This window comes from Streptomyces sp. col6 (genome assembly GCF_008042035.1).
Lineage (GTDB): Bacteria > Actinomycetota > Actinomycetes > Streptomycetales > Streptomycetaceae > Streptomyces.
Genome location: NZ_RDBL01000006.1, coordinates 1,250,455 through 1,274,464, shown reverse-complemented (window position 1 = coordinate 1,274,464; position 24,010 = coordinate 1,250,455). Strand labels below are relative to the sequence as shown.

Annotated in this window: 22 protein-coding genes and 1 riboswitch; of the genes, 3 read left to right on the top strand and 19 right to left on the bottom strand. The window is 71.8% G+C overall.

The annotated features are described in order from the left end of the window. Positions 1–50 precede the first annotated feature (50 nt). From EAO73_RS09870 to EAO73_RS09850, 5 genes are all read right to left on the bottom strand, one after another. Complete coding sequence (locus EAO73_RS09870) at positions 51–2,333, bottom strand: putative bifunctional diguanylate cyclase/phosphodiesterase (protein WP_376557178.1); 2,283 nt, start codon at positions 2,331–2,333, stop codon at positions 51–53. A 130-nt stretch (positions 2,334–2,463) separates the two neighbouring features. Then, positions 2,464–4,692, bottom strand: a complete 2,229-nt coding sequence (ligA, locus tag EAO73_RS09865) for an NAD-dependent DNA ligase LigA (protein WP_147971001.1) — start codon at positions 4,690–4,692, stop codon at positions 2,464–2,466. A gap of 29 nt (positions 4,693–4,721) precedes the next feature. Then, complete coding sequence (locus tag EAO73_RS09860) at positions 4,722–5,747, bottom strand: methionine synthase (protein WP_147971000.1); 1,026 nt, start codon at positions 5,745–5,747, stop codon at positions 4,722–4,724. A 29-nt stretch (positions 5,748–5,776) separates the two neighbouring features. Beyond that, positions 5,777–6,466, bottom strand: a complete 690-nt coding sequence (locus tag EAO73_RS09855; RefSeq protein ID WP_147970999.1) for an SDR family oxidoreductase — start codon at positions 6,464–6,466, stop codon at positions 5,777–5,779. A 42-nt stretch (positions 6,467–6,508) separates the two neighbouring features. Continuing rightward, positions 6,509–7,048 carry a TIGR00730 family Rossman fold protein gene (locus EAO73_RS09850; protein ID WP_147970998.1) on the bottom strand — a complete coding sequence of 180 codons (540 nt, stop codon included), beginning with the start codon at positions 7,046–7,048 and terminating at the stop codon, positions 6,509–6,511. 215 nt (positions 7,049–7,263) lie between these two features. Between EAO73_RS09850 and EAO73_RS09845 the strand changes: the two genes are divergently transcribed. Then, positions 7,264–8,064: an alpha/beta fold hydrolase gene (locus tag EAO73_RS09845; protein WP_147970997.1), complete on the top strand. Its 801-nt coding sequence runs from the start codon at positions 7,264–7,266 to the stop codon at positions 8,062–8,064. A 98-nt stretch (positions 8,065–8,162) separates the two neighbouring features. On the opposite strand, the gene mnmA is transcribed toward EAO73_RS09845, so the two are convergent. Further along, positions 8,163–9,293 (bottom strand): tRNA 2-thiouridine(34) synthase MnmA, encoded by a 1,131-nt coding sequence (gene mnmA, locus EAO73_RS09840; protein WP_147970996.1) that lies wholly within the window; start codon positions 9,291–9,293, stop codon positions 8,163–8,165. A 61-nt stretch (positions 9,294–9,354) separates the two neighbouring features. Here mnmA and EAO73_RS09835 point away from each other — a divergent pair, with 61 nt between their 5' ends. Next, positions 9,355–10,047, top strand: coding sequence for an N-acetylmuramoyl-L-alanine amidase (locus tag EAO73_RS09835; protein WP_147970995.1), 693 nt, complete (start codon positions 9,355–9,357; stop codon positions 10,045–10,047). Here the strand turns inward: EAO73_RS09835 and EAO73_RS09830 are convergent. The 3 genes from EAO73_RS09830 to EAO73_RS09820 form a co-directional block, all read right to left on the bottom strand. Continuing rightward, on the bottom strand, positions 10,044–11,213 hold the full coding sequence (locus tag EAO73_RS09830) for a cysteine desulfurase family protein (RefSeq protein ID WP_147970994.1): 1,170 nt from the start codon (positions 11,211–11,213) through the stop codon (positions 10,044–10,046). The two genes, EAO73_RS09835 and EAO73_RS09830, sit on opposite strands and share 4 nt — an antisense overlap. An 87-nt stretch (positions 11,214–11,300) precedes the next feature. Beyond that, on the bottom strand, positions 11,301–11,729 hold the full coding sequence (locus tag EAO73_RS09825) for a DUF4190 domain-containing protein (RefSeq protein WP_147970993.1): 429 nt from the start codon (positions 11,727–11,729) through the stop codon (positions 11,301–11,303). A gap of 50 nt (positions 11,730–11,779) precedes the next feature. Then, the gene (locus EAO73_RS09820; RefSeq protein ID WP_147970992.1) at positions 11,780–11,992 is read right to left on the bottom strand and encodes a hypothetical protein; all 213 of its coding nucleotides are present in this window, start codon (positions 11,990–11,992) and stop codon (positions 11,780–11,782) included. Between the two features lie 65 nt (positions 11,993–12,057). On the opposite strand from EAO73_RS09820, the gene EAO73_RS09815 reads away from it, so the two are divergent. Then, positions 12,058–12,693, top strand: a complete 636-nt coding sequence (locus tag EAO73_RS09815) for a TetR family transcriptional regulator (protein WP_147970991.1) — start codon at positions 12,058–12,060, stop codon at positions 12,691–12,693. 60 nt (positions 12,694–12,753) lie between these two features. On the opposite strand, the gene EAO73_RS09810 is transcribed toward EAO73_RS09815, so the two are convergent. The 10 genes from EAO73_RS09810 to EAO73_RS09765 form a co-directional block, all read right to left on the bottom strand. After that, positions 12,754–13,590, bottom strand: a complete 837-nt coding sequence (locus EAO73_RS09810) for a thioesterase family protein (protein ID WP_147970990.1) — start codon at positions 13,588–13,590, stop codon at positions 12,754–12,756. Positions 13,591–13,648: 58 nt separating this feature from the next. Continuing rightward, positions 13,649–14,308 (bottom strand): trimeric intracellular cation channel family protein, encoded by a 660-nt coding sequence (locus EAO73_RS09805; protein ID WP_147970989.1) that lies wholly within the window; start codon positions 14,306–14,308, stop codon positions 13,649–13,651. 18 nt (positions 14,309–14,326) lie between these two features. Next, positions 14,327–15,595, bottom strand: a complete 1,269-nt coding sequence (locus EAO73_RS09800) for an ABC transporter ATP-binding protein (protein WP_412074573.1) — start codon at positions 15,593–15,595, stop codon at positions 14,327–14,329. 23 nt (positions 15,596–15,618) lie between these two features. Next, positions 15,619–16,707 carry an ABC transporter ATP-binding protein gene (locus EAO73_RS09795; protein WP_147970988.1) on the bottom strand — a complete coding sequence of 363 codons (1,089 nt, stop codon included), beginning with the start codon at positions 16,705–16,707 and terminating at the stop codon, positions 15,619–15,621. Continuing rightward, positions 16,704–17,714 carry an ABC transporter permease gene (locus EAO73_RS09790; protein WP_147970987.1) on the bottom strand — a complete coding sequence of 337 codons (1,011 nt, stop codon included), beginning with the start codon at positions 17,712–17,714 and terminating at the stop codon, positions 16,704–16,706. The genes EAO73_RS09795 and EAO73_RS09790 overlap by 4 nt, the downstream gene beginning before the upstream one ends. A 140-nt stretch (positions 17,715–17,854) precedes the next feature. Then, on the bottom strand, positions 17,855–19,573 hold the full coding sequence (locus EAO73_RS09785) for an ABC transporter substrate-binding protein (protein ID WP_318153260.1): 1,719 nt from the start codon (positions 19,571–19,573) through the stop codon (positions 17,855–17,857). Between the two features lie 118 nt (positions 19,574–19,691). After that, a complete protein-coding gene (locus EAO73_RS09780; RefSeq protein WP_147970985.1) occupies positions 19,692–20,690 on the bottom strand; it encodes an ABC transporter permease in 999 nt (332 codons plus the stop codon). Positions 20,691–21,131: 441 nt separating this feature from the next. After that, positions 21,132–21,911 (bottom strand): enhanced serine sensitivity protein SseB C-terminal domain-containing protein, encoded by a 780-nt coding sequence (locus EAO73_RS09775; protein ID WP_147970984.1) that lies wholly within the window; start codon positions 21,909–21,911, stop codon positions 21,132–21,134. 167 nt (positions 21,912–22,078) lie between these two features. Beyond that, a complete protein-coding gene (locus EAO73_RS09770) occupies positions 22,079–22,858 on the bottom strand; it encodes an enhanced serine sensitivity protein SseB (protein WP_147970983.1) in 780 nt (259 codons plus the stop codon). Between the two features lie 111 nt (positions 22,859–22,969). Next, entirely contained in the window at positions 22,970–23,662 is a 693-nt protein-coding gene (locus tag EAO73_RS09765; protein WP_147971491.1) for an AAA family ATPase, read from the bottom strand. Between the two features lie 185 nt (positions 23,663–23,847). Continuing rightward, positions 23,848–23,941: riboswitch (glycine riboswitch) on the top strand. Positions 23,942–24,010 lie beyond the last annotated feature (69 nt).

Genomic DNA, 24,010 nt, shown 5'->3' with positions numbered 1-24,010 from the left:
CGGCCACATGGCTGAGGACACGGTTTCGAGGAGACGGTTCCGAGCCGGTCCTACGTCGTCGCCGGGCGGGGACCCGATGTACGGCCCGAGGGGCGCTGCTCCAGCTCCGGCACCGGCGTCGTGGTCGTCCCGGCGGAGGCGGCCGCGGCCGCCGCCGCTGCCGCCGCGGCGGCCAGCTCGGCCGGGCGGCGCCAGCCGTGCTCGCCCCGGGCCCGCAGCCAGGCGGTCGTCTCCTGCGGCGGCATCGCGGCCGCCACCAGCCAGCCCTGGACCGCGTCGCAGCGCAGGTCCCGCAGCCGCTCCCAGGTCTCGTCGTCCTCGACGCCCTCGGCCACGACGAGCAGACCCAGGGAGTGGGCGAGGTCGATGGTGCAGCGGACGATCTCCGCGTCCTCCTGGTCGATGGCGAGCCGGGCCACGAAGGACCGGTCGATCTTCAGCTCGCTGACCGGCAGCCGGCGCAGATGGACCAGAGAGGAGTACCCGGTGCCGAAGTCGTCGAGGGACATCTTCACCCCGTGCCCGGTCAGCCCGGCGAGCGTGTCCGCCGCCCGCTGCGGGTCCTCCAGGAGCACGTGTTCCGTTATCTCCAGCTGGAGCGCTCCCGCGGGGACGCCGTGCCGGGCGAGGCGGGCCGCGACACCGCCGGCGAACCCGGGGGTGTGCACGTCACGCGGGGAGACGTTGACCGCGACGGGGACGAAGAGGCCCTGCGCCCGCCACCGGGCGACCTGGGCGAGCGCCGTCTCCAGGACGTACTCCGTGAGGTGCGGCATCAGTCCGGAGGACTCGGCGATGGCGATGAACTCGTCCGGGGGCACCCTTCCGCGCTCCGGGTGCACCCAGCGCACCAGCGCCTCGAGCCCGGCGACCTGGCCGTCGAAGCGGACCTTGGGCTGGTAGTGCAGCTCCACCTCGCCCGCGTCCAGCGCGCGGCGCAGGTCGCCGAGGAGGCCCAGCCGGTCCGGGGTGTTGCTGTCGCGCTTGGACTCGTACACCTCGACGCCGGTACGGTCGCGCTTGGCCTGGTACATCGCCACGTCGGCCCGGCGCAGCAGCCCCTCCGCGTCCAGCGCGTGGTCCGGGAAGACGGCGACCCCGGCGCTGGCCTCCAGGACCAGGGTCAGCCCGTCGAGGTCCAGCGGCGAGGACAGCTCGGCGACCAGGTGGCGGGCGACGCGCTGGGCGCTGGTGGTGGAGTCGGCCGTGGGCAGCAGGACCGCGAATTCGTCGCCGCCGAGCCGGGCCGCCTCCGCGCCGCGCGGCAGGGCGAGCCGCAGCCGCTCCGCTATCTGGAGCAGCAGCCGGTCGCCGGCCAGATGGCCGAGGGTGTCGTTGACCGCGCGGAAGCGGTCGAGGTCGATCAGGACCAGGCCGACCCGGCTGCCGACGCTCTCCGCCTCCTCCAGCGCCGTCCAGGTCCGCTCCAGCAGCCACTGGCGGTTCGGCAGCCCGGTCAGCGGGTCCTTCAGCTGCTCCTCGGCGCGGGCGCGGGCGATCCAGAGCGTGGAGTCGAGCGCGATCAGCGGCACCGCGAACAGCGGCAGCAGCACCGGTCTGGCCATCGCGACGACGCAGATCAGCGGGGCGATGCCGAGCAGGGCGACCGCGACCAGGCCCTGGCGCAGCATCGCGGTACGGGCGACGGTGGGCAGGCCGCCACCCGGCTGGGCCCGCGAGTACCACAGCAGCACCCGGGTGACGAGCAGATAGGTGGCGGCGGCGAGCAGGACTTCCGGGACGGCGTCGATGCCCCAGTCGAGTGGCCGCCAGGGGTGCTCGACGGACTGCACCTCGCCGAACGCGGCGAGCACCAGCGCCGCCGCACCGACCCCGAGGATGTCCACGGCGCCGTGCAGCAGCCCCTGCCACCAGCGGTGTCTGCGGGCGACACCGACGAGGACGACCACGACGAGGCTGACGAGGCCGGCGGGCACCCAGCCGTAGAGCAGCAGCACGGCCAGGGTGAGGGCGGCGCCGGAGCCGGTGCCGCCCCACCAGCGGTCGCGGCCGAGGGCGACGAGATGGCCGACGACGATGCCGGTGAGGACCGCGAGCGACCAGCCGGCCCGGCCGTCGGGGAAGAGGGCGTGCCCCTGGCTCAGGGCGCGGGAGAAGCCGGTCGCGAGCTGAACCGTGGCGAGGGCCACGACGACGGCGCCCACTTTGGGCGCGGGTCCCACGAAACCTTGCAGCCGCGCCACCGGTGCGGCGCTCTCGGTCGGTTTCATTCCGTCCCTCTCACAGCCGGCGATGCCGATGTCACCCGATGAATGCGTTCCGTGCCACGACGCGCCCCGGCCCCCGCCCGGTGATGGGGTCCGAGGGCGCATCTGACCACAGTAGGCCGCGGAGGGCTGCTACGGGCAGCGGTCTACCGGTCTTGCCCGAATGCGAACCGACTGTCCGTCAGCATCTGCTATGCGCCGATCGGGTGACGTTCGACGGAGTGTCGGCTGCCGTTCACTCTCCGGGGGCCGGCGCCTCCTCCGCGGCCGGTTCCCCGGCCGGGAGCGCGGCCTCGCGGGCGGCGTCCGCCCCCTCGTCGAGGAGCACGGCGAAGCCGGTCTCGTCGAGCACGGGGACCTTCAGCTGCACCGCTTTGTCGTACTTGGATCCGGGGTTGTCCCCGACCACGACGAAGGAGGTCTTCTTGGAAACGGAACCGGTGACCTTCGCTCCGCGGCTCTGCAGGGCCTCTTTCGCGCCATCCCTGGTGTGCCCGGTCAGCGTGCCCGTGACGACGACGGTGAGTCCTTCCAGCGGCCTGGGGCCCTCGTCCTCGCCGGCCCCCTCGTCCTCCATCCGGACGCCGGCCTCGCGCCACTTGCGCAGAATCTCGCGGTGCCAGTCCTCGGCGAACCACCGCTTGACCGAGGCCGCGATGATGGGCCCGACCCCGTCGGCGTCGGCCAGCTCCTGCTCGGTGGCCTCCTCGATGCGGTCGATGGAGCGGAACTGGCGGGCCAGCTCGCGGGCCGCGACCGGGCCGACGTGGCGGATGGAGAGCCCGGTGAGGATGCGGGCCAGCGGCGCCTGCTTGGCGGCCTCGATGGCTTCGAGCATCGCGAGGGCGTTCTTCTTGGGCTCGCCCTGCTGGTTGGCGAAGACCCGGGCCTTCTTCTCCTCGCCGGTCTTCGGGTCGCGCTTGGGCAGCCCGCTGTCCGGGTCGAGGACGTACGCCCGGATCGGCAGCAGCTCGTCCACGGTCAGCCCGAAGAGGTCGCCCTCGTCGCGCATCGGCGGTTCGGCGGGCTCCAGCGGCGCGGTCAGCGCGGCGGCGACGACGTAACCGAAGTGGTCGATGTCGAGGCACTTGCGGCCGGCCAGATAGGAGACGCGCTCGCGCAGCTGGGCGGGGCAGGAGCGGGCGTTGGGGCAGCGGACGTCGACGTCCGCCTCCTTCATGGGCTTCAGCTCCGTGCCGCACTCGGGGCAGTGCGTCGGCATGACGAACGCCCGCTCGGTGCCGTCGCGGAGGTCGACGACGGGGCCGAGGATCTCCGGGATGACGTCCCCGGCCTTGCGCAGCACCACCGTGTCCCCGATGAGGACGCCCTTGTCCTTGACCACGTTCTGGTTGTGGAGGGTGGCGAACTCGACCTCGGAGCCCGCCACGACCACGGGTTCGACCTGGGCGTACGGGGTGACGCGGCCGGTGCGCCCGACGCCGACGCGGATGTTGACCAGCTTGGTGTTGACCTCCTCCGGCGCGTACTTCCAGGCGATGGCCCAGCGCGGGGCGCGGGAGGTGGAGCCCAGGCGGCCCTGGAGCGGGATCTCGTCGAGCTTGACGACGACGCCGTCGATCTCGTGCTCCACGGAGTGCCGGTGCTCGCCGAAGTACGCGATGAACTCCCGTACGCCGGCGAGGGAGTCGACGACCTTGTTGTGCTTGGCGGTGGGCAGGCCCCACTCGTGCAGCAGTTCGTAGGCGTGCGAGAGGCAGTCGATGTCGAAGCCCTCGCGGGCGCCGATGCCGTGGACCACCATGTGCAGCGGCCGGGAGGCGGTGACCTTGGGGTCCTTCTGGCGCAGTGAACCGGCCGCCGCGTTACGGGGGTTGGCGAAGGGCTTGTCGTCGGCCTCGACCAGCCGGGCGTTCAGCTCCTCGAAGCCCGCCATCGGGAAGAAGACCTCGCCGCGGACCTCGACGAGCGGCGGGACGCGGTCGCCCTTGAGCCGGTGCGGGATGTCCGTGATGGTGCGGACGTTGGGTGTGATGTCCTCACCGGTGCGGCCGTCGCCGCGGGTCGCGGCCCGGGTCAGCACGCCGTTCTCGTACGTGAGGTTGACGGCGAGGCCGTCGATCTTCAGCTCGCACAGGAAGTGGTAGCCGGGTGAGCCCACGTCCCGGGCGATGCGCTCGCCCCAGGCGGCCAGCTCCTCGTCGTCGAAGGCGTTGTCCAGCGAGAGCATCGGCTCGCGGTGCTCGACCGAGGTGAACTCCGTGCGGTACGGCCCGGCGACCTTCTGGGTCGGCGAGTCCGGGGTGCGCAGCGGGGGGTGCGCCTCCTCCAGGGCCTCCAGCTCTCGCAACAGCCGGTCGAACTCGGCGTCGCTGACGACCGGCTGGTCGTTCACGTAGTACCGGAAGCGGTGCTCCTCGATCTGCTCCGCGAGGAGCTTGTGCCTCTCCTGGGCCTCCGCCGGCACCGCGGTCTGCCCTGCCGTCTGCTCTTCGCCGGCCATCGTCCCGTCCTCCCGTTACCCAGCGCCCGTTACTCAGGGTTGTCTGCGAGCGATCGTGCGGCCCGAGCGCAGTGGGCGAGCGCGGCCCGTGCGTACGCGGGCGACGCGCCCGCGAGACCGCACGAGGGGGTGACCGTCACGGACTCGGTCAGAGTCCCCGGATTCAGCCCCAGCCTGCGCCACAGCGTCCTGACACCCATGACGCTACCGCCCGGGTCGGACAATCGGCCCGAGGCCGGGTCGGTGCCCGGCACCACCCCGAAGAACATCCGGGTGCCGGACTCGACGGCTTCCCCGACCGCCTCCTCCTCACGCTCGGTGAGGAGGGAGAGATCGAAGGAGATTCCGCCGGCCCCGGCCCTGCGCAGCAGCGCGAAGGGCACCTCGGGGGCGCAGGTGTGCACGAGCGTGGTGGTCCCGCCGGCGGCGCCGAGCACCTCGCGCAGTGTGGCCTCCACGAGCTGGCGGTCCACGGCCCGGTGGGTGCGGTAGCCGCTCGCGGTCCTGACCCGGCCGCGCAGCACGGCGGTGAGGGAGGGTTCGTCGAGCTGGAGGACGAGGCGCGCGCCGGGGACCCGGCGGCGCACCTCGGCGAGGTGGCCGCGCAGCCCCTCGGCGAGTGAGTCCGCGAGGTCGCGGCAGGCGCCCGGGTCGCCGAGGAAGGCCTCGCCGCCCCGGCGTTCCAGGGCGGCGGCCAGCGTCCACGGCCCCACGGCCTGGATCTTGAGCGGGCCCTCGTAGCCCTGGGTGAGCTCCTCCAGGGCGTCCAGGTCCTCACCGAGCCAGGACCGGGCCCGGCGGGTGTCGCGGCCGGGCCGGTCGCTGATCCGCCAGCCGCTCGGCTCGACGTGTCCGTACAGCTCGGAGAGCAGCCCGATCGTCCGCCCGATCATGTCGGCGCCGGGACCGCGCGCCGGCAGTTCCGCCAGGTACGGCATGCCCTCGCCGTCCCCGAAGGAGCCGGTGACGGTCTTCGCCGCCTCCCGGGCGTCTCCCCCGGGCATCGAACCGATCCCGGTGGCCGGGCAGTCCTGGAACTCGCTGTTCTCGCTCACGCGGGAAGCCTACGGGCGCCCGGGGGTCCTCAGCGGCCGGGGCGGACGGTGAGGTCGTTGACCTCGGCGTCGCGGGGCAGGTCGAGCGCCATCAGGATCGTGGTGGCGACGGACTCGGGGTCGATCCAGCGGGCGGGGTCGTACTCCTTGCCCTCCTGCCGGTGGACCTTCTCCTGCATGGGGCTGGCGGTGCGGCCGGGGTAGACGGAGGTGACGCGGACGCCGTTGCCGTGCTCCTCGTGGCGCAGCGAGTCCGCGAGTGCCTTCAGGCCGTGCTTGCTGGCGGCGTACGCGCTCCACTCGGGGCTCGCGGAGAGCCCGGCGCCGGAGTTGACGAAGACGACATGGCCCTGGGCGACGCGCAGCTGGGGCAGCGTGAGGCGGGTCAGCTCGGCGGGGGCGACGAGGTTGGCGTTGAGCTGGGTGTGCCAGGCCTTGGGGGTCAGCTCGCCGACCGGGCCCAGCTCGACGACGCCCGCGATGTGCAGCAGCGAGTCGAGGCGTTCCGGCACGCTCTGCTGAGCGAGGGCCCAGGAGAGCCGGTCCGGGTTGGAGAGGTCGCCGACGAGGGTACGGGCGCCGGGGTGGAGCGCGGCCAGTTCCCTGGCGCGGCCCGCGTCGCGGGCCAGCAGGACGAGGTCGTCGCCGCGCTCGGTGAGACGCCGGGCGACCGCTGCGCCGATGCCGGAGCCGGCACCGGTGATGAGGTGAGTGGACATGGCCCCATCGTCGCACCCGCCCCCGGGCCCCCGTACGTCACGTCACTGCAGGCCGGCCCACTCCTCCAGGTAGGCCAGGGCGCCGACGCCGTCCTCGGCGAAGAAGACCAGCTCGGTCAGTGGGAGCGGCAGGAAGCCCTCGTCCTCCATGCGCCGGAACTGCTCGTGCAGGCCGTCGTAGAAGCCGGCGGTGTTGAGCAGGACAACCGGCTTGGTGTGCTTGCCGTGCTTCTTCAGCTCCAGGATCTCGGTGGCCTCGTCGAGCGTCCCGGTGCCGCCGACCATGATCACGACCGCGTCGGACTTCGCGAGGAGGAGCGCCTTGCGCTCGGCGAGGTCGCGGGCGATCACCATCTCGTCGGCATTGGTCCGCGCCTTGGCGGCGAGGAAGTCCACCGAGACGCCGACCAGCTTTCCGCCCGCCTCCTGGACGCCGTCGGCGACGACCTTCATCAGGCCGCTCTCCGAGCCGCCCCAGACCAGGGTGTGCCCGCCGCGCCCCAGCAGCTCGGCGAATTCGCGGGCGGGCACGGTGTAGCGGTCGTCGAGGTCGGCGGCGGAGAGGAAGACGCAGATGTTCATGGCTGCCACGGTACGACCCGCCCCTCGCGAGCCCGCGGCCGGGGAAGAATCCGGTGCCCGGAGCGGCTGTGCCGCGCCCTCGCTGCTGGGGGCTCGGCGGCGCCTGGCTGCCGGCCGAGGACGTGCGTACGGAGCCGATCGCGCGCTGACCAACCGTCAGGAAGATTTTCCGCGGGCGCCGATGAGTTCGTGGCGGCCCGGCGGTCCACCCTCGCATGGACACGATTCTCTCCAGCGACGGCATCTCGATCGCGTACCGGCGCCGGGGCGAGGGCCCGCCGGTCGTCCTGGTCGGCGGGGCCCTGAGCACGGCGGAGGCCGAGGAGCCGCTCGCCCGCCTGCTCGCGTCGCGCTTCGAGGTCGTCACGTACGACCGGCGCGGCCGGGGCGCCAGCGGGGACGCCACGCGGTACGCGGTGGAGCGCGAGATCGACGACCTGGCGGCGCTGGCCGCAGTGACGGGCGGCCGGCCCTCGGTGTTCGGCGTCGGGGCGGGCGGGGCGCTGGCCCTGGAGGCGCAGGCGGCCGGGCTGCCGGCGGACCGGCTCGCGGTGTACGAGCCGACGTACACGCCGGGGCCGGCCGGGCTGCTGTTCAAGGCCGACTGCACGGCCCGGCTGCACCGGCTGCTGGCCGCCGGGGACCGGGGCGGGGCGGTGGAGCTGTTCCTGACCGTCACCGGGGTCCCGGCCTCCACGGTCGCCAGGATGCGGCGGGCGCCGCTGTGGCGGACCCTTGAGTCCGTGGCGCACACACTGGCGTACGACGACGCGCTGCTGGGTGACGGCTCGGTACCGGTCGGCCGGTTCGCCTCGGTCACGGCCCGGACCCTGGTGGTCTGCGGCGGCTTCAGCTCGGCCACCGCACGGTCGGCGACCAGGCAGCTGGCGGACGCGCTGCCCCGAGGCCGCCACCGCACCCTGACGGGCCAGACCCGCGAGCCGGCCCCGCAGGTTCTCGCCCCGGTGCTGGCGGAGTTCTTCGGCCGCGACGTGTACGCCCGCCGGGCGTCCTGACGGGCGCCGGGCGGGCCGGGGGCCGAAAACGCCCCGCGCGGCCACGCCCGTACTGGGGTCGGGCGTTGCCGCGCGGGGCTTCTTAGTGCGTACGGGGCTCAGCCCGTTGCCGCGCGCTCCCGGCGTACCGTCGTCGCGATCGTCGCTGAGCCGACCACGCGGGTGCCGTCGTACAGGACGACCGCCTGGCCGGGGGCCACGCCCCGGACCGGCTCGGTGAACGTGACGTGCAGGGCGCCGTCGGTCAGCTCGGCGGTCACCTCGGTCTCGCCGCCGTGGGCGCGCAGCTGCGCGGTGTACGTCCCCGGGCCGGCCGGAGGCGTTCCGCACCAGCGGGGCTTGATCGCGGTGAGCGCGGTGACGTCCAGGGCCTCGGCGGGGCCGACGGTCACCGTGTTGTTCACCGGGGAGATGTCCAGGACGTAGCGCGGCTTGCCGTCGGGCGCGGGGTGGCCGATGCGCAGGCCCTTGCGCTGGCCGATGGTGAAGCCGAAGGCGCCCTCGTGGGTGCCGAGCTTCGCCCCGGACTCGTCCAGGATGTCGCCCTCGGCCGGGCCGCCGAGGCGGTTCGCCAGGAAGCCCTGGGTGTCGCCGTCGGCGATGAAGCAGATGTCGTGGCTGTCGGGCTTCTTGGCGACCGCGAGGCCCCGGCGCTCCGCCTCGGCGCGGATCTCGTCCTTGGTGGTGAGGGTGTCGCCGAGCGGGAACATCGCGTGGGCGAGCTGGCGCTCGTCCAGGACGCCGAGCACATAGCTCTGGTCCTTGGCCATGTCGGAGGCGCGGTGCAGCTCGCGGTTGCCGTCCGCGCCGGTGACCACCGTGGCGTAGTGGCCGGTGCACACCGCGTCGAAGCCGAGCGCGAGGGCCTTGTCGAGCAGCGCGGCGAACTTGATCTTCTCGTTGCAGCGCAGGCACGGGTTGGGTGTGCGCCCCGCCTCGTACTCGGCGACGAAGTCCTCCACGACGTCCTCGCGGAAGCGTTCGGCCAGGTCCCAGACGTAGAAGGGGATGCCGATGACGTCCGCGGCGCGGCGGGCGTCACGGGAGTCCTCGATGGTGCAACAGCCCCGGGCGCCGGTCCGGAAGGACTGCGGGTTCGCGGAGAGGGCGAGGTGCACACCGGTCACGTCGTGGCCCGCCTCGGCGGCGCGGGCCGCGGCGACGGCGGAGTCGACGCCGCCCGACATGGCGGCGAGCACACGGAGGGGGCGCTGGGGAGTCTCAGTCATAGCTCCACCAGGGTACGTGGGGGCGGGAACCGAAAGCTCGCGGATAAGCGTTGTCCGTCTCATGGGGACCAAGGGGACGGACGGGGCGGGCACCGGGACGGGGATCAGCCGGCGTTCGGTGCTGATCGGCGGCGCCGTCACGGCCGTGGGGACGGCGGCGCTGGCGCGGGACCGACTGAAGCGCGCCTGGTGGCGGCTGCCGGGCGTGGAGAAGCCGCGCACACCGGGCGCGGTGGACTACGCGCGTGCCCGCTGGGTGGCGGCGGCGGATGCGAACTGGCGGCGGGCGGACCGCCCCGACGACTACGGGATCGACCGGGTGGTCATCCATGTCACCCAGGGCAGCTTCAGCAGCGCGGTCCGCGCCTTCCAGGACCCCGGGCACCAGGCGGCGGCCCACTACGTGGTGCGCAAGGACGGGCATGTGACGCAGATGATCCGCGAGCTGGACGTGGCGTTCCACGCGGGCAACCGCTCGTACAACGAACGCAGCGTGGGCATCGAGCACGAGGGCTTCGTGGAGCGCCCGCAGGACTTCACCGCCGCGATGTACGGGGCGTCGGCGAAGCTCACCGCGGCGATATGCGGGCGGTACGGGATACCGGTGGACCGGGAGCACATCATCGGGCATGTGGAGGTGCCGGGCGCCGACCACACGGACCCGGGGCGCGGCTGGGACTGGGACCGCTACATGGAGCTGGTCCGGCGCGCGGTGACAGCCGGAAAGCACAGCACGGCCCAGGGCCCGCCCTAGCTGAGCCCCGCCGACCTCGCCCGCTCCACCGCCGGGCCGATCGCGCGGGCCACGTCCTCGACGTCCTGCTCGGTGGAGGTGTGGCCGAGCGAGAAGCGCAGGGTGCCCCGGGCCAGGTCGGGGTCGGTGCCCGTGGCGAGCAGGACGTGGCTGGGCTGGGCGATCCCGGCCGTGCAGGCGGAGCCGGTGGAGCACTCGATGCCCTGGGCGTCCAGCAGCAGCAGGAGGGAGTCGCCCTCGCAGCCGGGGAAGGTGAAGTGCGCGTTGTTCGGCAGCCGCCCGCCCGGAGCCGGGTCGCCGCCCAGGATCGCGTCGGGGACCTGGGCCAGGACGGCATCGGCCAGCCGGTCGCGCAGGGCGCCGGTCTCCCGGGCGAAGTCCTCGCGCCGGTCGGCGGCGAGCCGTCCGGCGACGGCGAACGAGGCGACGCCCGGCACGTCCAGGGTGCCGGAGCGGACGTGGCGCTCCTGCCCGCCGCCGTGCAGCACGGGCACCGGGGTGTACTCGCGGCCGAGCAGCAGCGCGCCGACGCCGGTGGGGCCGCCGATCTTGTGCGCGCTGACGGTCATCGCGGCCAGCCCGGACGCGGCGAAGTCCACATCGAGCTGTCCGAACGCCTGGACCGCGTCGGCGTGCATGGGGACCCCGAACTCACGGGCCACCTCGGCCAGTTCGCGGACCGGCAGGATGGTGCCGATCTCGTTGTTGGCCCACATCACGGTGATCAGCGCGACGTCGTCGGGGTCGCGCAGGACGGCCTCGCGCAGCGCCTCGGGGTGGACGCGCCCGTACCGGTCGACGGGGAGGTATTCGACGGTCGCGCCCTCGTGGGTGGCGAGCCAGTCGACGGCGTCGAGCACCGCGTGGTGCTCGACGGGGCTGGCCAGGACCCGGGTGCGGCGGGGGTCGGCGTCGCGGCGGGCCCAGTACAGACCCTTCACCGCGAGGTTGTCCGACTCGGTGCCGCCGGAGGTGAAGACCACCTCGCTGGGGCGTGCGCCGAGGGCGTCGGCGAGGGATTCCCGGGACTCCTCGACGGTACGGCGGGCCCGGCGCCCGGCGGCGTGGAGTGAGGACGCGTTGCCGGTGACGGCGAGCTGCGCGGTCATCGCCGCGATCGCCTCGGGAAGCATCGGCGTGGTCGCGGCGTGGTCGAGGTAAGCCATGGTGGGCTCGATTCTACGAGGCCGCGACGGGGCGTACGCCGGGCGCATGGGGTCCCGTGGACCGCGCACCGCGCCTGGCGGGGCCGGTCAGCCCGTGAAGCTCCAGGCGACGGTGCCGTTTCCGGTGACCAGGAAGGCGAGGATCACCAGGTCGGCGACGCCGAGCGCGAGGCCGAGGAAGGCACGGCCGCGCCGGTTGGTGGACCGGGCCAGGGCGATGAGCGCCATCACGATGGCCGCCGGGCCGAGCAGGATGTTCATCACCAGCAGCCCGACCAGGCCCAGCACGAAGGAGGCGACGGCGAGACCGTCGGCGTCCCGGCGGCCGGCGGCCACCGGCTGCCGAGCGGCCCCGGTCCCGTGCACGGATTCGCGCTCGGGGGCGGTCCCGGTCTCCGCCGCCGTCTCGGACTCGCGGTCCGTTCCCTGTTCGTGGCCGGTCCCGGCCCCGGGCGCCGCCCCGTGCTCGTGAGCGGCCTCGGAAGCGGTGCGGCGGGCGTACACGGTGTGGCTCATGGTGCGGACTCCTTCGGGTGCGAGGTTGCGGTGGGCGGCGGGCGGCGGGGTCAGTGCGAGCGGCGGGTGCGCTCGCGTACGGCGAAGACGAGCAGCCAGCAGCCGATGAGGGCGCCGAGGACGAGCGTCAGCGGAAGAGGGATCTGGGCCACCGCTCCCAGCACGATCCCCAGCAGGAGCAGGGCGGCGACGAGGACGATCATGTTCGGCCTTTCCGTGCGGACGGACTTCTCGGGCGGAGCATTCAGAGTACGAGTGTTCACTGACTCTTGAGTCTAAACCTGCACGACCCTTCCCCGCCCCGGAGAACAGTTGTTTACTGAATGGCATGAGTCACACCGTCGGCATCCGCCAGAACCAGAAGCTGCGCACGCGCCAGGCGCTGCTGGACGCCGCCCTCGGGCTGCTGGAGCACCAGAGCCTGAGCAGCCTGGGCCTGCGCGAGGTGACCCGGGCGGTCGGTGTCACGCCCACGGCCTTCTACCGGCACTTCGAGAGCGTCCCCGCGCTCGGGGTGGCTCTGGTCGAACAGACCCTGGGCAGCCTGCACGGCATGATCGGCGCGATACTCGCCGAGACGGGCGACAGCGAGGTCCGGCTGGACCGCAGCGTGGACCTGATCACGCGTCATGTACGGGAGCAGCCCGCCCACTTCCGCTTCATCGCCCGCGAACAGCACGGCGGGGTCGGCCCCGTTCGCGAGGCCATAGCGGCCCAGCTCCACCGGTTCGCCGAGGAGGTGGCGGCGGCGCTCGCGGCGGAGCCGGAGTCCCAGGGCTGGGCCGAGGAGGACCTGTTGATGCTGGGCGGTCTCTATGTGGACCACATGGTGATCACCGCGTCGGCGCTGCTCGACGCGGGCCCGGCGGGCGACGAGCAGGTGGCCCGGGTCGCCCGGCGCCGGCTTCGCCTGATCGCACTCGGCGCCCTGCACTGGCTCGACGAGCCGGCACAGGGCGCCTGAGGAAGGGAAAGCCCGAGGGAAGGGAACGGGTCCGGGCGCGGCCCGAAAACACGTCCCGTGTCAGCTGCGCGGGGCGCGGGCCAGCTGGCGGGACTGGGCGACCAGGCGGTCGGCGCTGTCCCAGACGTCCGCGTCCTCCTCCAGGAAGCCGCCCGCCAGGTTGCGGGTGGTGATGGAGACGCGGAGCGGGCCCGGGGCCGGGCGGCAGCGGACGTGGGTGGTCAGCTCGATGGTCGGCGTCCAGCCCTTGAGCCCCAGCTCGAACGAGGTGGGCGGCAGCGCGTCCACGGTGAGCAGCAGGGAGAGCGGGTCGGGGTCGCGGCCGTCGGCGAGCCCGAACCAGCCGCGCATCTCGCCCTTGCCCGAAGGCTGCCCGATGGCCCAGCCGATGGTCGCCGGGTCCAGCTTGATGTCCAGCCGCTCGGTGATGGCGGAGCTGCCGGGGATCGGCGCCGGGCCGTCGCTCGGGCCCAGGCAGTGCTCGCGGGGCGGGATGGCCGGCGGCTTGGCCGAGGTGCGGATGTCGTCGCTCAGCGTGTCCAGGTCCCCGTAGGTGGCGAGGACGCGGATGCGCTCGACCTCGGTGCCGTCCTCGGCGTACTGGAAGAGCGAGGCCTGTCCGGTGGAGAGGGTGCGGCCGGTGCGGACGGTCTCGGTGCGGATCACCGCGGGACCGGGCACGGAGGCGGTCAGGTAGTGCGCGGAGACGGAGAACGGGTCGGCGTGGGGCAGGGCCTCCCCGAGCGCCCGGCCGAGCATCGCCAGCAGGTAGCCGCCGTTGACGGCGTGGATGATCGTCCAGCCCGCCGAGAGCTCCGCGTCGTAGACGCCCTCTTCGCGCAGGGTGACCGCGGTGTCCCGGTCGAACTCGCTGTCCCCGATGGTTGCCTGTGCCATGGACGCACCGTACACCGATTGTATTACTGAGCGGTAGCTTTTTGTTGAACGGAGTCGGTCACCCCTCGTCCGCCCGCGCCGAACGCCGGTTGTAGGCGCGCGGGGCCCGCCAGTGGAAACGGAGCGCGAGGAGCCGCAGGACGAATGCGGCGATCACGGCCGCACCGCTGGTCAGGGCGTTCAGCGCGTCGAAGCGGATGCAGAGCACGATCATGGTGGCGCCGACGATGGCGGGCACCGCGTACAGGTCCCGGTCCCAGCGCAGCAGGGACGGCACCTCGTTGGCCAGGACGTCCCGCAGCACACCGCCGCCGACCGCGGTCGCCAGCCCGAGCGCCGCCGACGCGGTGAGCCCGAGGCCGTAGTCGTACGCCTTCACTGTGCCGGTGACGCAGAACAGGCCGAGCCCGGCGGCGTCGAAGACGTTGACCCCGGCCTGGATGCGCTCCACGTGCGGGTGCAGGAAGAAGACCAGCCCCGCGGCGAGCAGCGGGGTCGTGAAGTACCCCAGGTCCGTGAAGGCGGCCGGCGGCACCGCGCCGATGACCAGGTCACGGAAGAGCCCTCCGCCCAGCGCGGTCACCTCGGCGAGGACCCCGATGCCGAAGACATCGAAGTTCTTGCGTACGGCGAGCAGGGCGCCCGAGATCGCGAAGACGAAGATCCCGACGATATCGAGCGCATGCTGGACGGAGGGCGTGAACAGTTCGTTGAGCACCGGGCAATTGTGCCCGTACTACTCCTTCGCGCTGTCCGTGGACGATTCCGGGGCGTCGGATGCCTCGGCAGGCTCCGGCGCGTCGGCGGCCTCGGGAGCCTTCGGGGCCTCGGCAGGCTCCGTGACCTCCGGCTCCGGCTCCGCCGCCTTCACGGCCTCCGGCTCCGCCACCTTCACCGTCACCAGCTCGACCGCCTCCCGCGCGCCCGCCAGGATCTGCTCCCCCGGCACCTGGTCCGGCGCGTTCTCCGGGTGGTGGCAGGCCACCTGGTGGTCGGTCTTGAGCGCGACGAGGGGCGGCTCCTGCGTCTTGCAGATCTCCGTGGCCTTCCAGCACCGGGTGTGGAACCGGCAGCCGGAGGGCGGCGAGATCGGCGAGGGCACGTCGCCCTTGAGCAGGATGCGCTCGCTCTTGACCCCCCGCCGGCGCGGGTCCGGCACCGGCACCGCCGACATCAGGGCCTTGGTGTACGGGTGCATCGGCGCCGAGTACAGGGACTTGCGGTCGGCCAGCTCCACGACCTTGCCCAGGTACATCACCGCGATCCGGTCCGAGACGTGCCGGATGACGGAGAGGTCGTGCGCGATGATCACGTAGGTGAGGCCCAGCTCGTCCTGGAGGTCGTCGAGCAGGTTGACCACCTGGGCCTGGATCGACACGTCGAGCGCGGAGACCGGCTCGTCGGCGACGACCAGCTTCGGGCGCAGGGCCAGCGCGCGGGCGATGCCGATGCGCTGGCGCTGCCCGCCGGAGAACTCGTGCGGGTAGCGGTTGTAGTGCTCGGGGCTCAGCCCGACCAGCGACAGCAGCTCCTGCACATGGTTCTTCAGACCGCCCTCGGGCTCGACGCCCTGGAGCCGGAACGGCGCGCTGACGATGGTGCCGATCGTGTGGCGCGGGTTCAGCGAGGAGTACGGGTCCTGGAAGATCATCTGGACGTCGCGGCGCATCGGGCGCAGCTGTCCCATGGACAGGTGCGTGATGTCGCGGCCCTCGAACTCGACCTTGCCGCCGGTCGGTTCGATCAGCCGGGTGATGAGCCGGCCCATCGTCGACTTGCCGCAGCCGGACTCGCCGACGACGCCCAGGGTCTCCCCCGGGTACACCTCGAAGTCGATGCCGTCCACGGCCTTGACCGCGCCGGACTGCCGCTGGAACAGGCCCTTGCGGATCGGGAAGTGCTTGACAAGACCCTCGACCCGAAGCAGCGGCTCGCGCGAGTCGGTGGCCTGCGCCGGGATCCTGACGTCCTTCTCCAGCACCGGGGCGTCCTTCTTCTCGCTCACGTCGCTCACCTCACTCGCCTCGCTCACAGCTTCGGCGCAATCTCGTCGTTCCAGATCCGGGTCCGCTCCTCCGGTGCCATGTGGCAGGCGGAGAAGTGACCCGCGCCGACCTGCTCCAGCTCGGGACGCGTGGTGCGGGTGAGGTTGTCCTTGGGGATGTCCGCGTACGGGCAGCGCGGGTTGAAGGCGCAGCCGCTCGGGACGTTGATCAGCGACGGGGGCTGGCCCTTGACGGGGATCAGCCGCTCGGTCTCCTCACGGTCGATGCGCGGCATCGAGGTGAGCAGGCCCCAGGTGTACGGGTGCTGGGGCTCGTAGAAGATCTTCTCCGCCGGACCGCGCTCGACGCACCGGCCGCCGTACATGACCAGCAGGTCGTCGGCCATCTCGGCGACGACGCCCAGGTCGTGCGTGATCATGATGACGGCGGAGCCGAACTCCTTCTGCAGGTCCCGGATCAGGTCCAGGATCTGCGCCTGGACGGTGACGTCCAGGGCGGTGGTCGGCTCGTCGGCGATGAGCAGTTCCGGGTTGTTGACCAGCGCCATCGCGATCATCGCGCGCTGGCGCATACCGCCGGAGAACTCGTGCGGGTAGGAGTCGACCCGCTTGTGCGGCTCGGGGATGCCCACCCGGTCGAGCATCTCGACCGCCCGGGTGCGGGCGGTCTTCTTGCTGACCTTGTGGTGGACCCGGTAGGCCTCCACGATCTGCGAACCGACCGAGAAGTACGGGTGCATCGCGGACAGCGGGTCCTGGAAGATCATGGCCATCTTGCGGCCGCGCAGCTCCCGCACCCGGTTGTCGGACGCGCTGAGCAGTTCCTCGCCGTCCAGCAAGACCTCGCCGGAGATACGGGCGTTGGCGGCCGTGCGGTGCAGACCCAGGATGCCGAGCGAGGTGACGGACTTGCCGGAACCGGACTCGCCGACGATGCCGAGCGTCTTCCCGGGCTTCACGTCAAAGCTCACGCCGTCCACCGACTTGACCAGTCCGTCGTCGGTCTGGAAGTGGATGCGCAGGTCCTTCACGGAGAGGAAGGCCTCGTCGTCGCCGACGCGCCGGCCGGCCGCCGGCCCGCCCGTCGTCCCGGTCTTGGAAACGTCGGTCACGAGAGCCTCACCCTGGGGTCGATGGCGGCGTACACCAGATCCACCAGCAGATTGCAGACAACGATGAAGAAGGCGGCGACAAGCGTCACGCCCATGACGATCGGGAGGTCGTTCTCCTGGACGCTCTTGATGGCGTACTGGCCCAGCCCGGGGAACGAGAACACGGTCTCGGTGATCACCGCGCCACCGACCAGCAGACCGAAGTCCATGCCGAAGATGGTCACGATGGGAGTGAGCGCCGCCCGCAGCCCGTGCTTGCCGATGACGCGGCTCTCGCGCACGCCCTTGGCACGGGCCGTACGGATGTAGTCCTCCCCCATCGTCTCCAGCATCCCGGCCCGGGTGATGCGGGCGTAGAGAGCGGAGTAGAGGAAGGCGAGCGAACACCAGGGAATGAGCATGTTCCACGCCCAGTCCAGCGGACTGTCGGTGAAGGGTACGTAGGTGATGCCGTCCCACACCGGCCATTGGACGGTGAACACACCCAGGGCGAGCATGCCGGTGAAGAAGATCGGCAGCGAGACGCCCGCGAGCGCGACGCCCATGAAGAAGCGGTCGAGGATCGAGCCCCGCTTCAGGGCGGAGACGACGCCGATCGCCACACCGCTGATCAGCCAGATCACGGCCGCGCCGATGGCCAGCGAGAAGGTGACCGGGATACGCGCGGTCAGCTCGGGCCACACCTCGACGTGCCGCTTGAAGGAGTAGCCGAAGCACGGCACACCGCAGTGCGTGGCCTCGGGGCCGAACTGGAAGTCGGCGCCGACGAACAGCTGCTTGATGAAGTGCCAGTACTGGACGTACAGCGGCTGGTCGAGGCCGAGGTTCTGCTTGACCGCGAGGATGGACTGCGGGTTGGCGTCCTTGCCCACGTACTGGGCGGCCAGTTGGTCCATCGTCTGCCCGGCCAGCCGGGGGACGAGGAAGAAGATCGCGAAGGTGACTGCGCTGACGATCAACAGCAGCAGTACCGCGCCGAAGACGCGTCGGATGATGTACGCAGCCACAGCTATCCGGCGCCGGTACCGGCTCGCCGGGGGTGGCCCGAGCGGTCCGACACCGTGCCTTCACCTGCCTTTCGGGACAATTCTGGGGGGTCCGGAGGCCGTCCCCGGGCCGCCTGCGCGGCCCGGGGACGGGGCCGTTCCTACTTGGCGGAGCCCATCAGCACGTAGTCGTACATGCCGAGGTATGCCTGGGTGACCGTGACGTTCGTCGCGGAGACCGGGCGCAGCAGCAGGTTCTTGCGGTAGATCAGCGGCACGGCGGTGGCGCCTTCGGCGACAGCCTTGTCGATGTCGCCCCAGGCCTTGGCACGGGCGGCGTCATCGGTGTTGGCGATGCCGTCGTTGAGCATCTTGTTGACCTTCGGGTCGTTCAGCTCCTGGACGTTGTTACCACCGGACGGCTTGATGGCCGAGCCGTTGATGATCTGGTCCAGGAAGCCGAAGCCGGTCGGCCAGTCGGCACCCCAGGCGCTCATGATCATGCCGAGCTTGTTGGAGTGCACGTAGCTCGGGTTGCCCGCGAAGTTCTGGAAGTACTTGCCGGCCGGGTAGCTCTTGATCTCGGCGTTGACGCCGATCTTCTTGAGCGAGGCCTGCACCGCGGTGACCATGGCCATCTCGGCGGGGCGGTCGGAGCGGGCCGAGATCTTGGTGTCGAAGCCGTTCGGCTTGCCGCACTGCTTCAGCTCGTCCTTGGCCTTCGCCTCGTCGCCCTTGTGGCCGGCGGACTCGTACAGGTCGAACTTCGAGTAGCCGTTGACCGTCGGGGGCAGCAGCGTCGTGGCGACGTCGCCCTTCGGGTCACCGCCCTGCGCGGCCTGGACCGACGCCTTGTCGATACCCCACTGCACGGCCTTGCGGCAGTGGATGTTGTCGAACGGCTTCACGTTGACGTTCAGACCGATGTACGAGGTGGCGCCCGCGTACGAGTTGTCGGTCTGCTTCTTCAGGTCCGGCTTGGTGAGGACCTTCGGCTGGGTCGCCGGGGCGACACCGGTGCCGGCACCGTCGACGGTGATGTTGTCGGCGATCAGGTTGTTGTCGACCGTCTCCTGCTTCACCTTGAAGCGGACCGTCACCTTGTCCGGCAGCGCCGGGCGGATCGTGTCGGTCTTCGGGTCCCAGTTGTCGTTGCGGACGAGGGTCGCGCCGCGGCCCTCCTCGTACGACTCGAACTTGTACGGGCCCGAGGACACGATGTTCTTGACGTAGTCGGCGCCCTTGTCCTTCGCGGCCGGCACGGGGGCCGTCTGCGAGAAGGTCGCCAGGTAGTCGAAGTCCGCGAAGGCGTCCTTCAGCTTGAAGACGATCGTGGAGTCGTCCGGCGTCTCGATGGAGGCGATGCCGTTCGGGTTCTTGTCCTTGTACGGACCCTTGTACTTGTCGCCGCCGATGAGGTGGGCCTTGAAGTACGTCGGGCCGTTGGACAGGGCCTCGGGCGCGAAGTTGGAGCGCTCGACGGCGTACTTGATGTCCTTCGAGGTGATCGGGGACCCGTCCTCGTACTTGAGGCCCTTCTTCAGGGTGTACGTCCAGGTCTTCGCGTCGGCGCTCGGCTTGCCGAGGCCCTCCGCGAGGTCCGGGACGATCTCCAGGCCCTCCTTGCCGGCGGCCGGCTTGAAGGACGTCAGGGTGCGGCCGTACAGGCGGGCGAAGTTCTGCACCCAGCCGTAGTACGTGTTGCCGGGGTCGAGCGAGTCGGGCTCGTCCGACATCTCCAGCTTGAGGGTGCCGCCCTTCTTGTCCGACTTGTTGACGATCGACGTCAGCGCGGCGTCGGTGGCACCCGCGCCGCCGCCGCTGCCCTTGCCGCCCCCGTTGTCATCCTTGGAGCCGTTGCACGCGGACGCTCCCAGCATCAGGACCACAGCTGTGGCGACCACCGCTGTCGTTTTTCTGGTCTTCACCTGAGGACATTCCCCTCAATCGATGGTTGCCGTGACTTGCCGCCCGCCGTGGTGGCGAGCGCCCGGACTCCTACTTGCTACGGGGGTCGAGGGCATCACGCAGCCCGTCACCCAGCAGGTTGAACGCCAGGACCGTGACGAAGATGGCCACGCCCGGCACGATCATGTACATCGGGTCGTTCTGGTAGAAGTCGATCGCGTTGGTGAGCATCCCGCCCCAGGAGGCCTGCGGCGGTGCGATGCCGACACCGAGGTAGCTCAGCCCGGCCTCGAAGAGGATGTTCGAGGGGATGAGCAGCGTCGAGTAGACGAGGATGGGCGCCACCAGGTTCGGCAGCAGCTCCCGGAAGAGGATGAAGGGTCCCCGGGCGCCCAACGACCGCGCGGCCTCGACGAATTCGCGATTGCGCAGGCTCATCGTCTGGGCGCGCACGATGCGGCCCATGTACGGCCAGCTGAAGAAGCCGATCACGAAGATGAGCACCGCGATGCGCAGCGGCAGTCCCTCCAGGCCGAACGCCCCGTCCTGCAGCGCCGCCGAGATGGAGATCGCGAAGAGCAGCAGCGGGAAGGCGAGGAAGGTGTCCATCATGCGGCTGATCACGGTGTCCACCCAGCCGCCGTAGAAGCCGGAGACAACGCCGAAGAAGACGCCGATCACCACGGAGAGCAGGGTCGCGCCGACGGCGACGACCATGGAGACCCAGGAGCCCTCGATGATGCGGGTCATGATGTCGCGGCCGTACTGCGGCTCGACACCCAGCGGATGGCTCCAGCTGATGCCGCCCCAGTCGCCCTTGGGCGCGAGCAGCGCGGGGTCGATGAGGTCCTGGTGGAACTCGTTGGGGTCCAGACCGAAGACGGCCTGGATCGGCTTGGAGAGCACGGCGAGGAGGACCAGCAGGATGACAACGATGCCGCCCGCCACCGCGACCTTGTCGCGCTTGAAGCGTGTCCAGGCGATGCGGCCGAGTGAACGGCCCTCGATCTGGCTCTGCTTGGCCCCCGTGAGTACAGCCTCCGGCTGCGCCTCGGCAGCCGAACCGGTGGTCTCGATCGGTGCGGTCACAGTGCCTTCGACCCCTCCCGCCGGCGGTAACCGGCCCTGTTCGCCGCGGTGACGGCCTGGCGCGTGCCGGCTGCGGTGGTCGGTTGCGGCCGGCGTTCTGGTGCGGTGGACGCGTCGAAAGCGTCCGCGAGGTGCCCGCCGGGGCAACCCCGTACAAATGGCGGACGATCCTCATCTGCGGGGAGTCTTCAATGCGGCTGTGATCACCCGCCAGACCTGACGGGGAATGTTTGCTCAACCGTGATGCGGTCAGTGGCCTTCCGTTATCCGGACAGTCCGGCCGCATGAGCGGACCACTCGGCCGCTAATCCACCAGAACGGACATGGCGCCCAACCCGGTTGATGCGGTGGTGATTTGGGCAGCCTTTCGGCACGACTTGTCCGGCCGGGGCATGCCTTGTCCGGCTATGGCAGGGAGCGGTACGGGGCCGGGCGCGCGTCTCAGTAGGCGTGCGGGGCGGGGCCGGCCTGGGGGTAGCCGTAACCGGGCGCGGCGTGCGCCTCGCGGTCGTAGAAGGGCCGGGCGTTGGCACGCAGCCACATCGCGACCGGGTCGTACTCGTCGGACATCGCGACCGTGGAGACCGGCAGCCCGTCGGGGACGGCGCCGACCGACTGGCGCATCATCGCGCGCACCGCGTCGACGGACGGCCTGCTCGTGTCGTACAGGTCGAGGCCGACGGCGAGGTACGGGGCGCCGAGCGCGGGCTGCACCCAGGCGCGGCGCAGCGAGCGGATCGCGGGGGTGTGGTGGGCGTTCTGCGCGAGCTGGGCGTAGAACTGCGGGATCTCGATGGCGGGCTCGCCGATGCGCAGCGGCCCGGCAGGCATCCGGTCGAGGCCGGTGGCGATGCGGCGCAGATCCAGCCAGGGGATGCCGACGCCGCCGCCGGGGGCGTGCGGGTTGAGCCAGAGGCCCCAACGATCGGGGTAGAGGGCGCGGGCGATGTCGAGGCCGGCGACGACCTCGTGGTCCCGGTTCCAGCCGCTGGCGGTCAGCTCCTGGGGGGAGGTGACGCACGGGGCGTAGCCGAGGCCGTCGACCTCCATGTTGCCGTACTGGGCGTCGGGGGCGCCGGGGCGGCCGTGCCACAGGAGCATCCAGACCCGGCCGGCCGCCAGGGCCTGGAGCAGAGCCTCGAACGCGTCGTAGCGCCCGGGGGCGACCTGGCGCAGCATGTGCTCGACCTGACCGGCCGCTGCGGTGCCTGACGCACTCACCCTGGGTCCCGCCCCTCGTAGATCCTCTGTGTCGGCCCGCCGTCCCGGGGCACTCGGTACGGCGCGGTGCCGAGCCGCCCGCCTTCGGCCACCGGGCGTCGGCCTTCAGCCATCAAACCAGCTTATGCGGCCGTACTGTCACCGGCTTGACGCCACGGCCCGCCCCGTCACGTGGGCAGGGCCCCGGCGCGCGTGTAGAAGGGCCGCACCCGCTCGCGCATCCAGTCGGCGACCGGGTCCTGCGCCACGTCGAGCAGCACCAGATTGACCGGCCAGGGCAGCTGGACGCGGCCGAGCGCCCGGCCCAGGGCGTCCATGGGCGCGCTCTGTCCGGCACCGTCCCAGGTGGAGAACTCGACGCCGACGAAGAGGACGGGGTCGCCGCCCTCGATGCTGGCCAGGGCCCTGCGGGCGGTGAGGACTACGCCGCTGTCCTCGAACTCGCCGGCCGCGGCGGCCAGGAAGTCGACGGGCTCCTCCTTCCAGTCCGGCTCGTACAGCCGGACCCGGCCGCCGGTGGCCGGGCCGTCGAGCGGGGTGCGCCCGGCCCGGGACAGCTCGGCGACGGCGGGCGGGGGCAGCGGCATGCCGACGGCGCCGCCCGGGTTCACCGCGATGCCGAGCTGCGGGGGCAGTCCGCGGGCGAAGTCGCGGGCGGGGGCGACCGTGAAGGACATCTGGGTGCCCACGCAGGTGAGGAACTGGTGCTCCGAGCTGAACACGGGGACGTACGCGCCGCCGTCGATCTCCAGCGTGGGCAGGTCGAGGTCCCGGGCGTCGGGCCCGCCGCCGCCCGGCAGCGGCACCCAGACATGGCTGCGGCCGAGCACCTCCAGCAGGCGGCCGCCCGCCTCCGGGATGCCGAGCGAGGCGCCGAGCACCTCTTCGAGTTCATTGGCCGGCCATCCGCCCTGCGGCTGGCTCCCGGCCTGTGCCGGAATGTCCACTGCTTCCCTCTCGCCCCGGTGCCGTGCAGCAAGAGGTTAAGGCCTCGGCCGGCCGTCGCCACCCCTTGCCCCCGGCCTCCGGCTACTGTCCGGCCTTTGGACGGTCCGCGCTCAGCCGTCGCTCTGTGCGTTCGCGAACGCGATCCGGGCGAGCGCGCCGGCCGCCTCGCGGTCCAGCAGCACCGCCGAGGCGCAGCCGCGCGGCAGCACTCCCGCCTCGGTGTCGCGCAGCAGCCGCCCCACGGCTCTGCGGTGCCGGGCGAAGGCGTACGCGGAGACGCCCCGGCCGCGCTCGCGCTGGCCCTCGCGCGCGGTTTCGGCGGAGACGTCGAGCAGGACGAGGTGCAGGCCGCGGCCGCGCCGCCGGGCATGGCGGGCGAGCCGGGCGCGGACCCAGGTCTGGGTGCCGCAGTCGTGGACGACGACGGGTGCGTCCGAGCGCAGGACCCGCCACAGCCCCCAGTAGTGGGCGAGCCGGACGAGCGGGCGGTACAGGACGTAGGGGAGGGAGCGGGGCATCCGGCGGGCCCAGCGGTCCCGGGTGTCCTGGGAGTCGACCGCGTGCGCCGGTGCGGCGCGGGCGATCAGGGTGGACTTGCCGCTTCCGGGCAGTCCGGAGACCACCACGACGTCCCCGGCGGGGAAGCCCAGGACGCGCGGGCCGTGTCCGGCCCGGCCGCGCAGATCCCGGACGAGGGGCGGGCCGGCGCCGGCCGCCTGCCGGGGCGGTGAGCCGGACTGCGCGGGCAGCACGCCCTGTGCGGACGGCGCGCCCGGTACGGGTCCCGCGTAGCGCAACGTCATCGCCTCCCCCTGGCCGTAAGGCCGACGCATGCCTGGACGGGTACCTACCCCCGAAGTGTAAAGAAAAGGTAATGCGGCACAACCGTCCGACCCGCCGGAATCCCGTGAGGAACCGCATCGGTCCCGGCGCCCCACTCCCCCGCGATGCGTGCGATGATGACCCCGCCAACTGCATACAGGCCGCTTGAATCCGCGCGGGAGAGTCCCGGCCACCGTGCCGGGCGCCGAAGGAGCAAGATCCTCCCTTGAATCTCTCAGGCCCCGTACCGCGTGGATGAGGCAGATCTGAAAAGCGAGTCGCCCGGCGACTCCACCCAAGGTGCAAGCCGAACCCCTGCGGGGTCTCTC

What these genes read in the sequence shown, in the direction of transcription:
- EAO73_RS09850 (WP_147970998.1), bottom strand. Translation starts at nt 7,048, where the DNA reads ATGAACATCTGCGTCTTCCTCTCCGCCGCCGACCTCGACGACCGCTAC.
- EAO73_RS09825 (WP_147970993.1), bottom strand. Translation starts at nt 11,729, where the DNA reads ATGAGCCACACCGTGTACGCCCGCCGCACCGCTTCCGAGGCCGCTCAC.
- EAO73_RS09835 (WP_147970995.1), top strand. Translation starts at nt 9,355, where the DNA reads ATGGGGACCAAGGGGACGGACGGGGCGGGCACCGGGACGGGGATCAGC.
- EAO73_RS09815 (WP_147970991.1), top strand. Translation starts at nt 12,058, where the DNA reads ATGAGTCACACCGTCGGCATCCGCCAGAACCAGAAGCTGCGCACGCGC.
- EAO73_RS09870 (WP_376557178.1), bottom strand. Translation starts at nt 2,333, where the DNA reads ATGCGCCCTCGGACCCCATCACCGGGCGGGGGCCGGGGCGCGTCGTGG.
- EAO73_RS09845 (WP_147970997.1), top strand. Translation starts at nt 7,264, where the DNA reads ATGGACACGATTCTCTCCAGCGACGGCATCTCGATCGCGTACCGGCGC.
- EAO73_RS09810 (WP_147970990.1), bottom strand. Translation starts at nt 13,590, where the DNA reads ATGGCACAGGCAACCATCGGGGACAGCGAGTTCGACCGGGACACCGCG.
- EAO73_RS09785 (WP_318153260.1), bottom strand. Translation starts at nt 19,573, where the DNA reads ATGCTGGGAGCGTCCGCGTGCAACGGCTCCAAGGATGACAACGGGGGC.
- ligA (WP_147971001.1), bottom strand. Translation starts at nt 4,692, where the DNA reads ATGGCCGGCGAAGAGCAGACGGCAGGGCAGACCGCGGTGCCGGCGGAG.
- EAO73_RS09765 (WP_147971491.1), bottom strand. Translation starts at nt 23,662, where the DNA reads ATGACGTTGCGCTACGCGGGACCCGTACCGGGCGCGCCGTCCGCACAG.
- EAO73_RS09830 (WP_147970994.1), bottom strand. Translation starts at nt 11,213, where the DNA reads ATGGCTTACCTCGACCACGCCGCGACCACGCCGATGCTTCCCGAGGCG.
- mnmA (WP_147970996.1), bottom strand. Translation starts at nt 9,293, where the DNA reads ATGACTGAGACTCCCCAGCGCCCCCTCCGTGTGCTCGCCGCCATGTCG.
- EAO73_RS09855 (WP_147970999.1), bottom strand. Translation starts at nt 6,466, where the DNA reads ATGTCCACTCACCTCATCACCGGTGCCGGCTCCGGCATCGGCGCAGCG.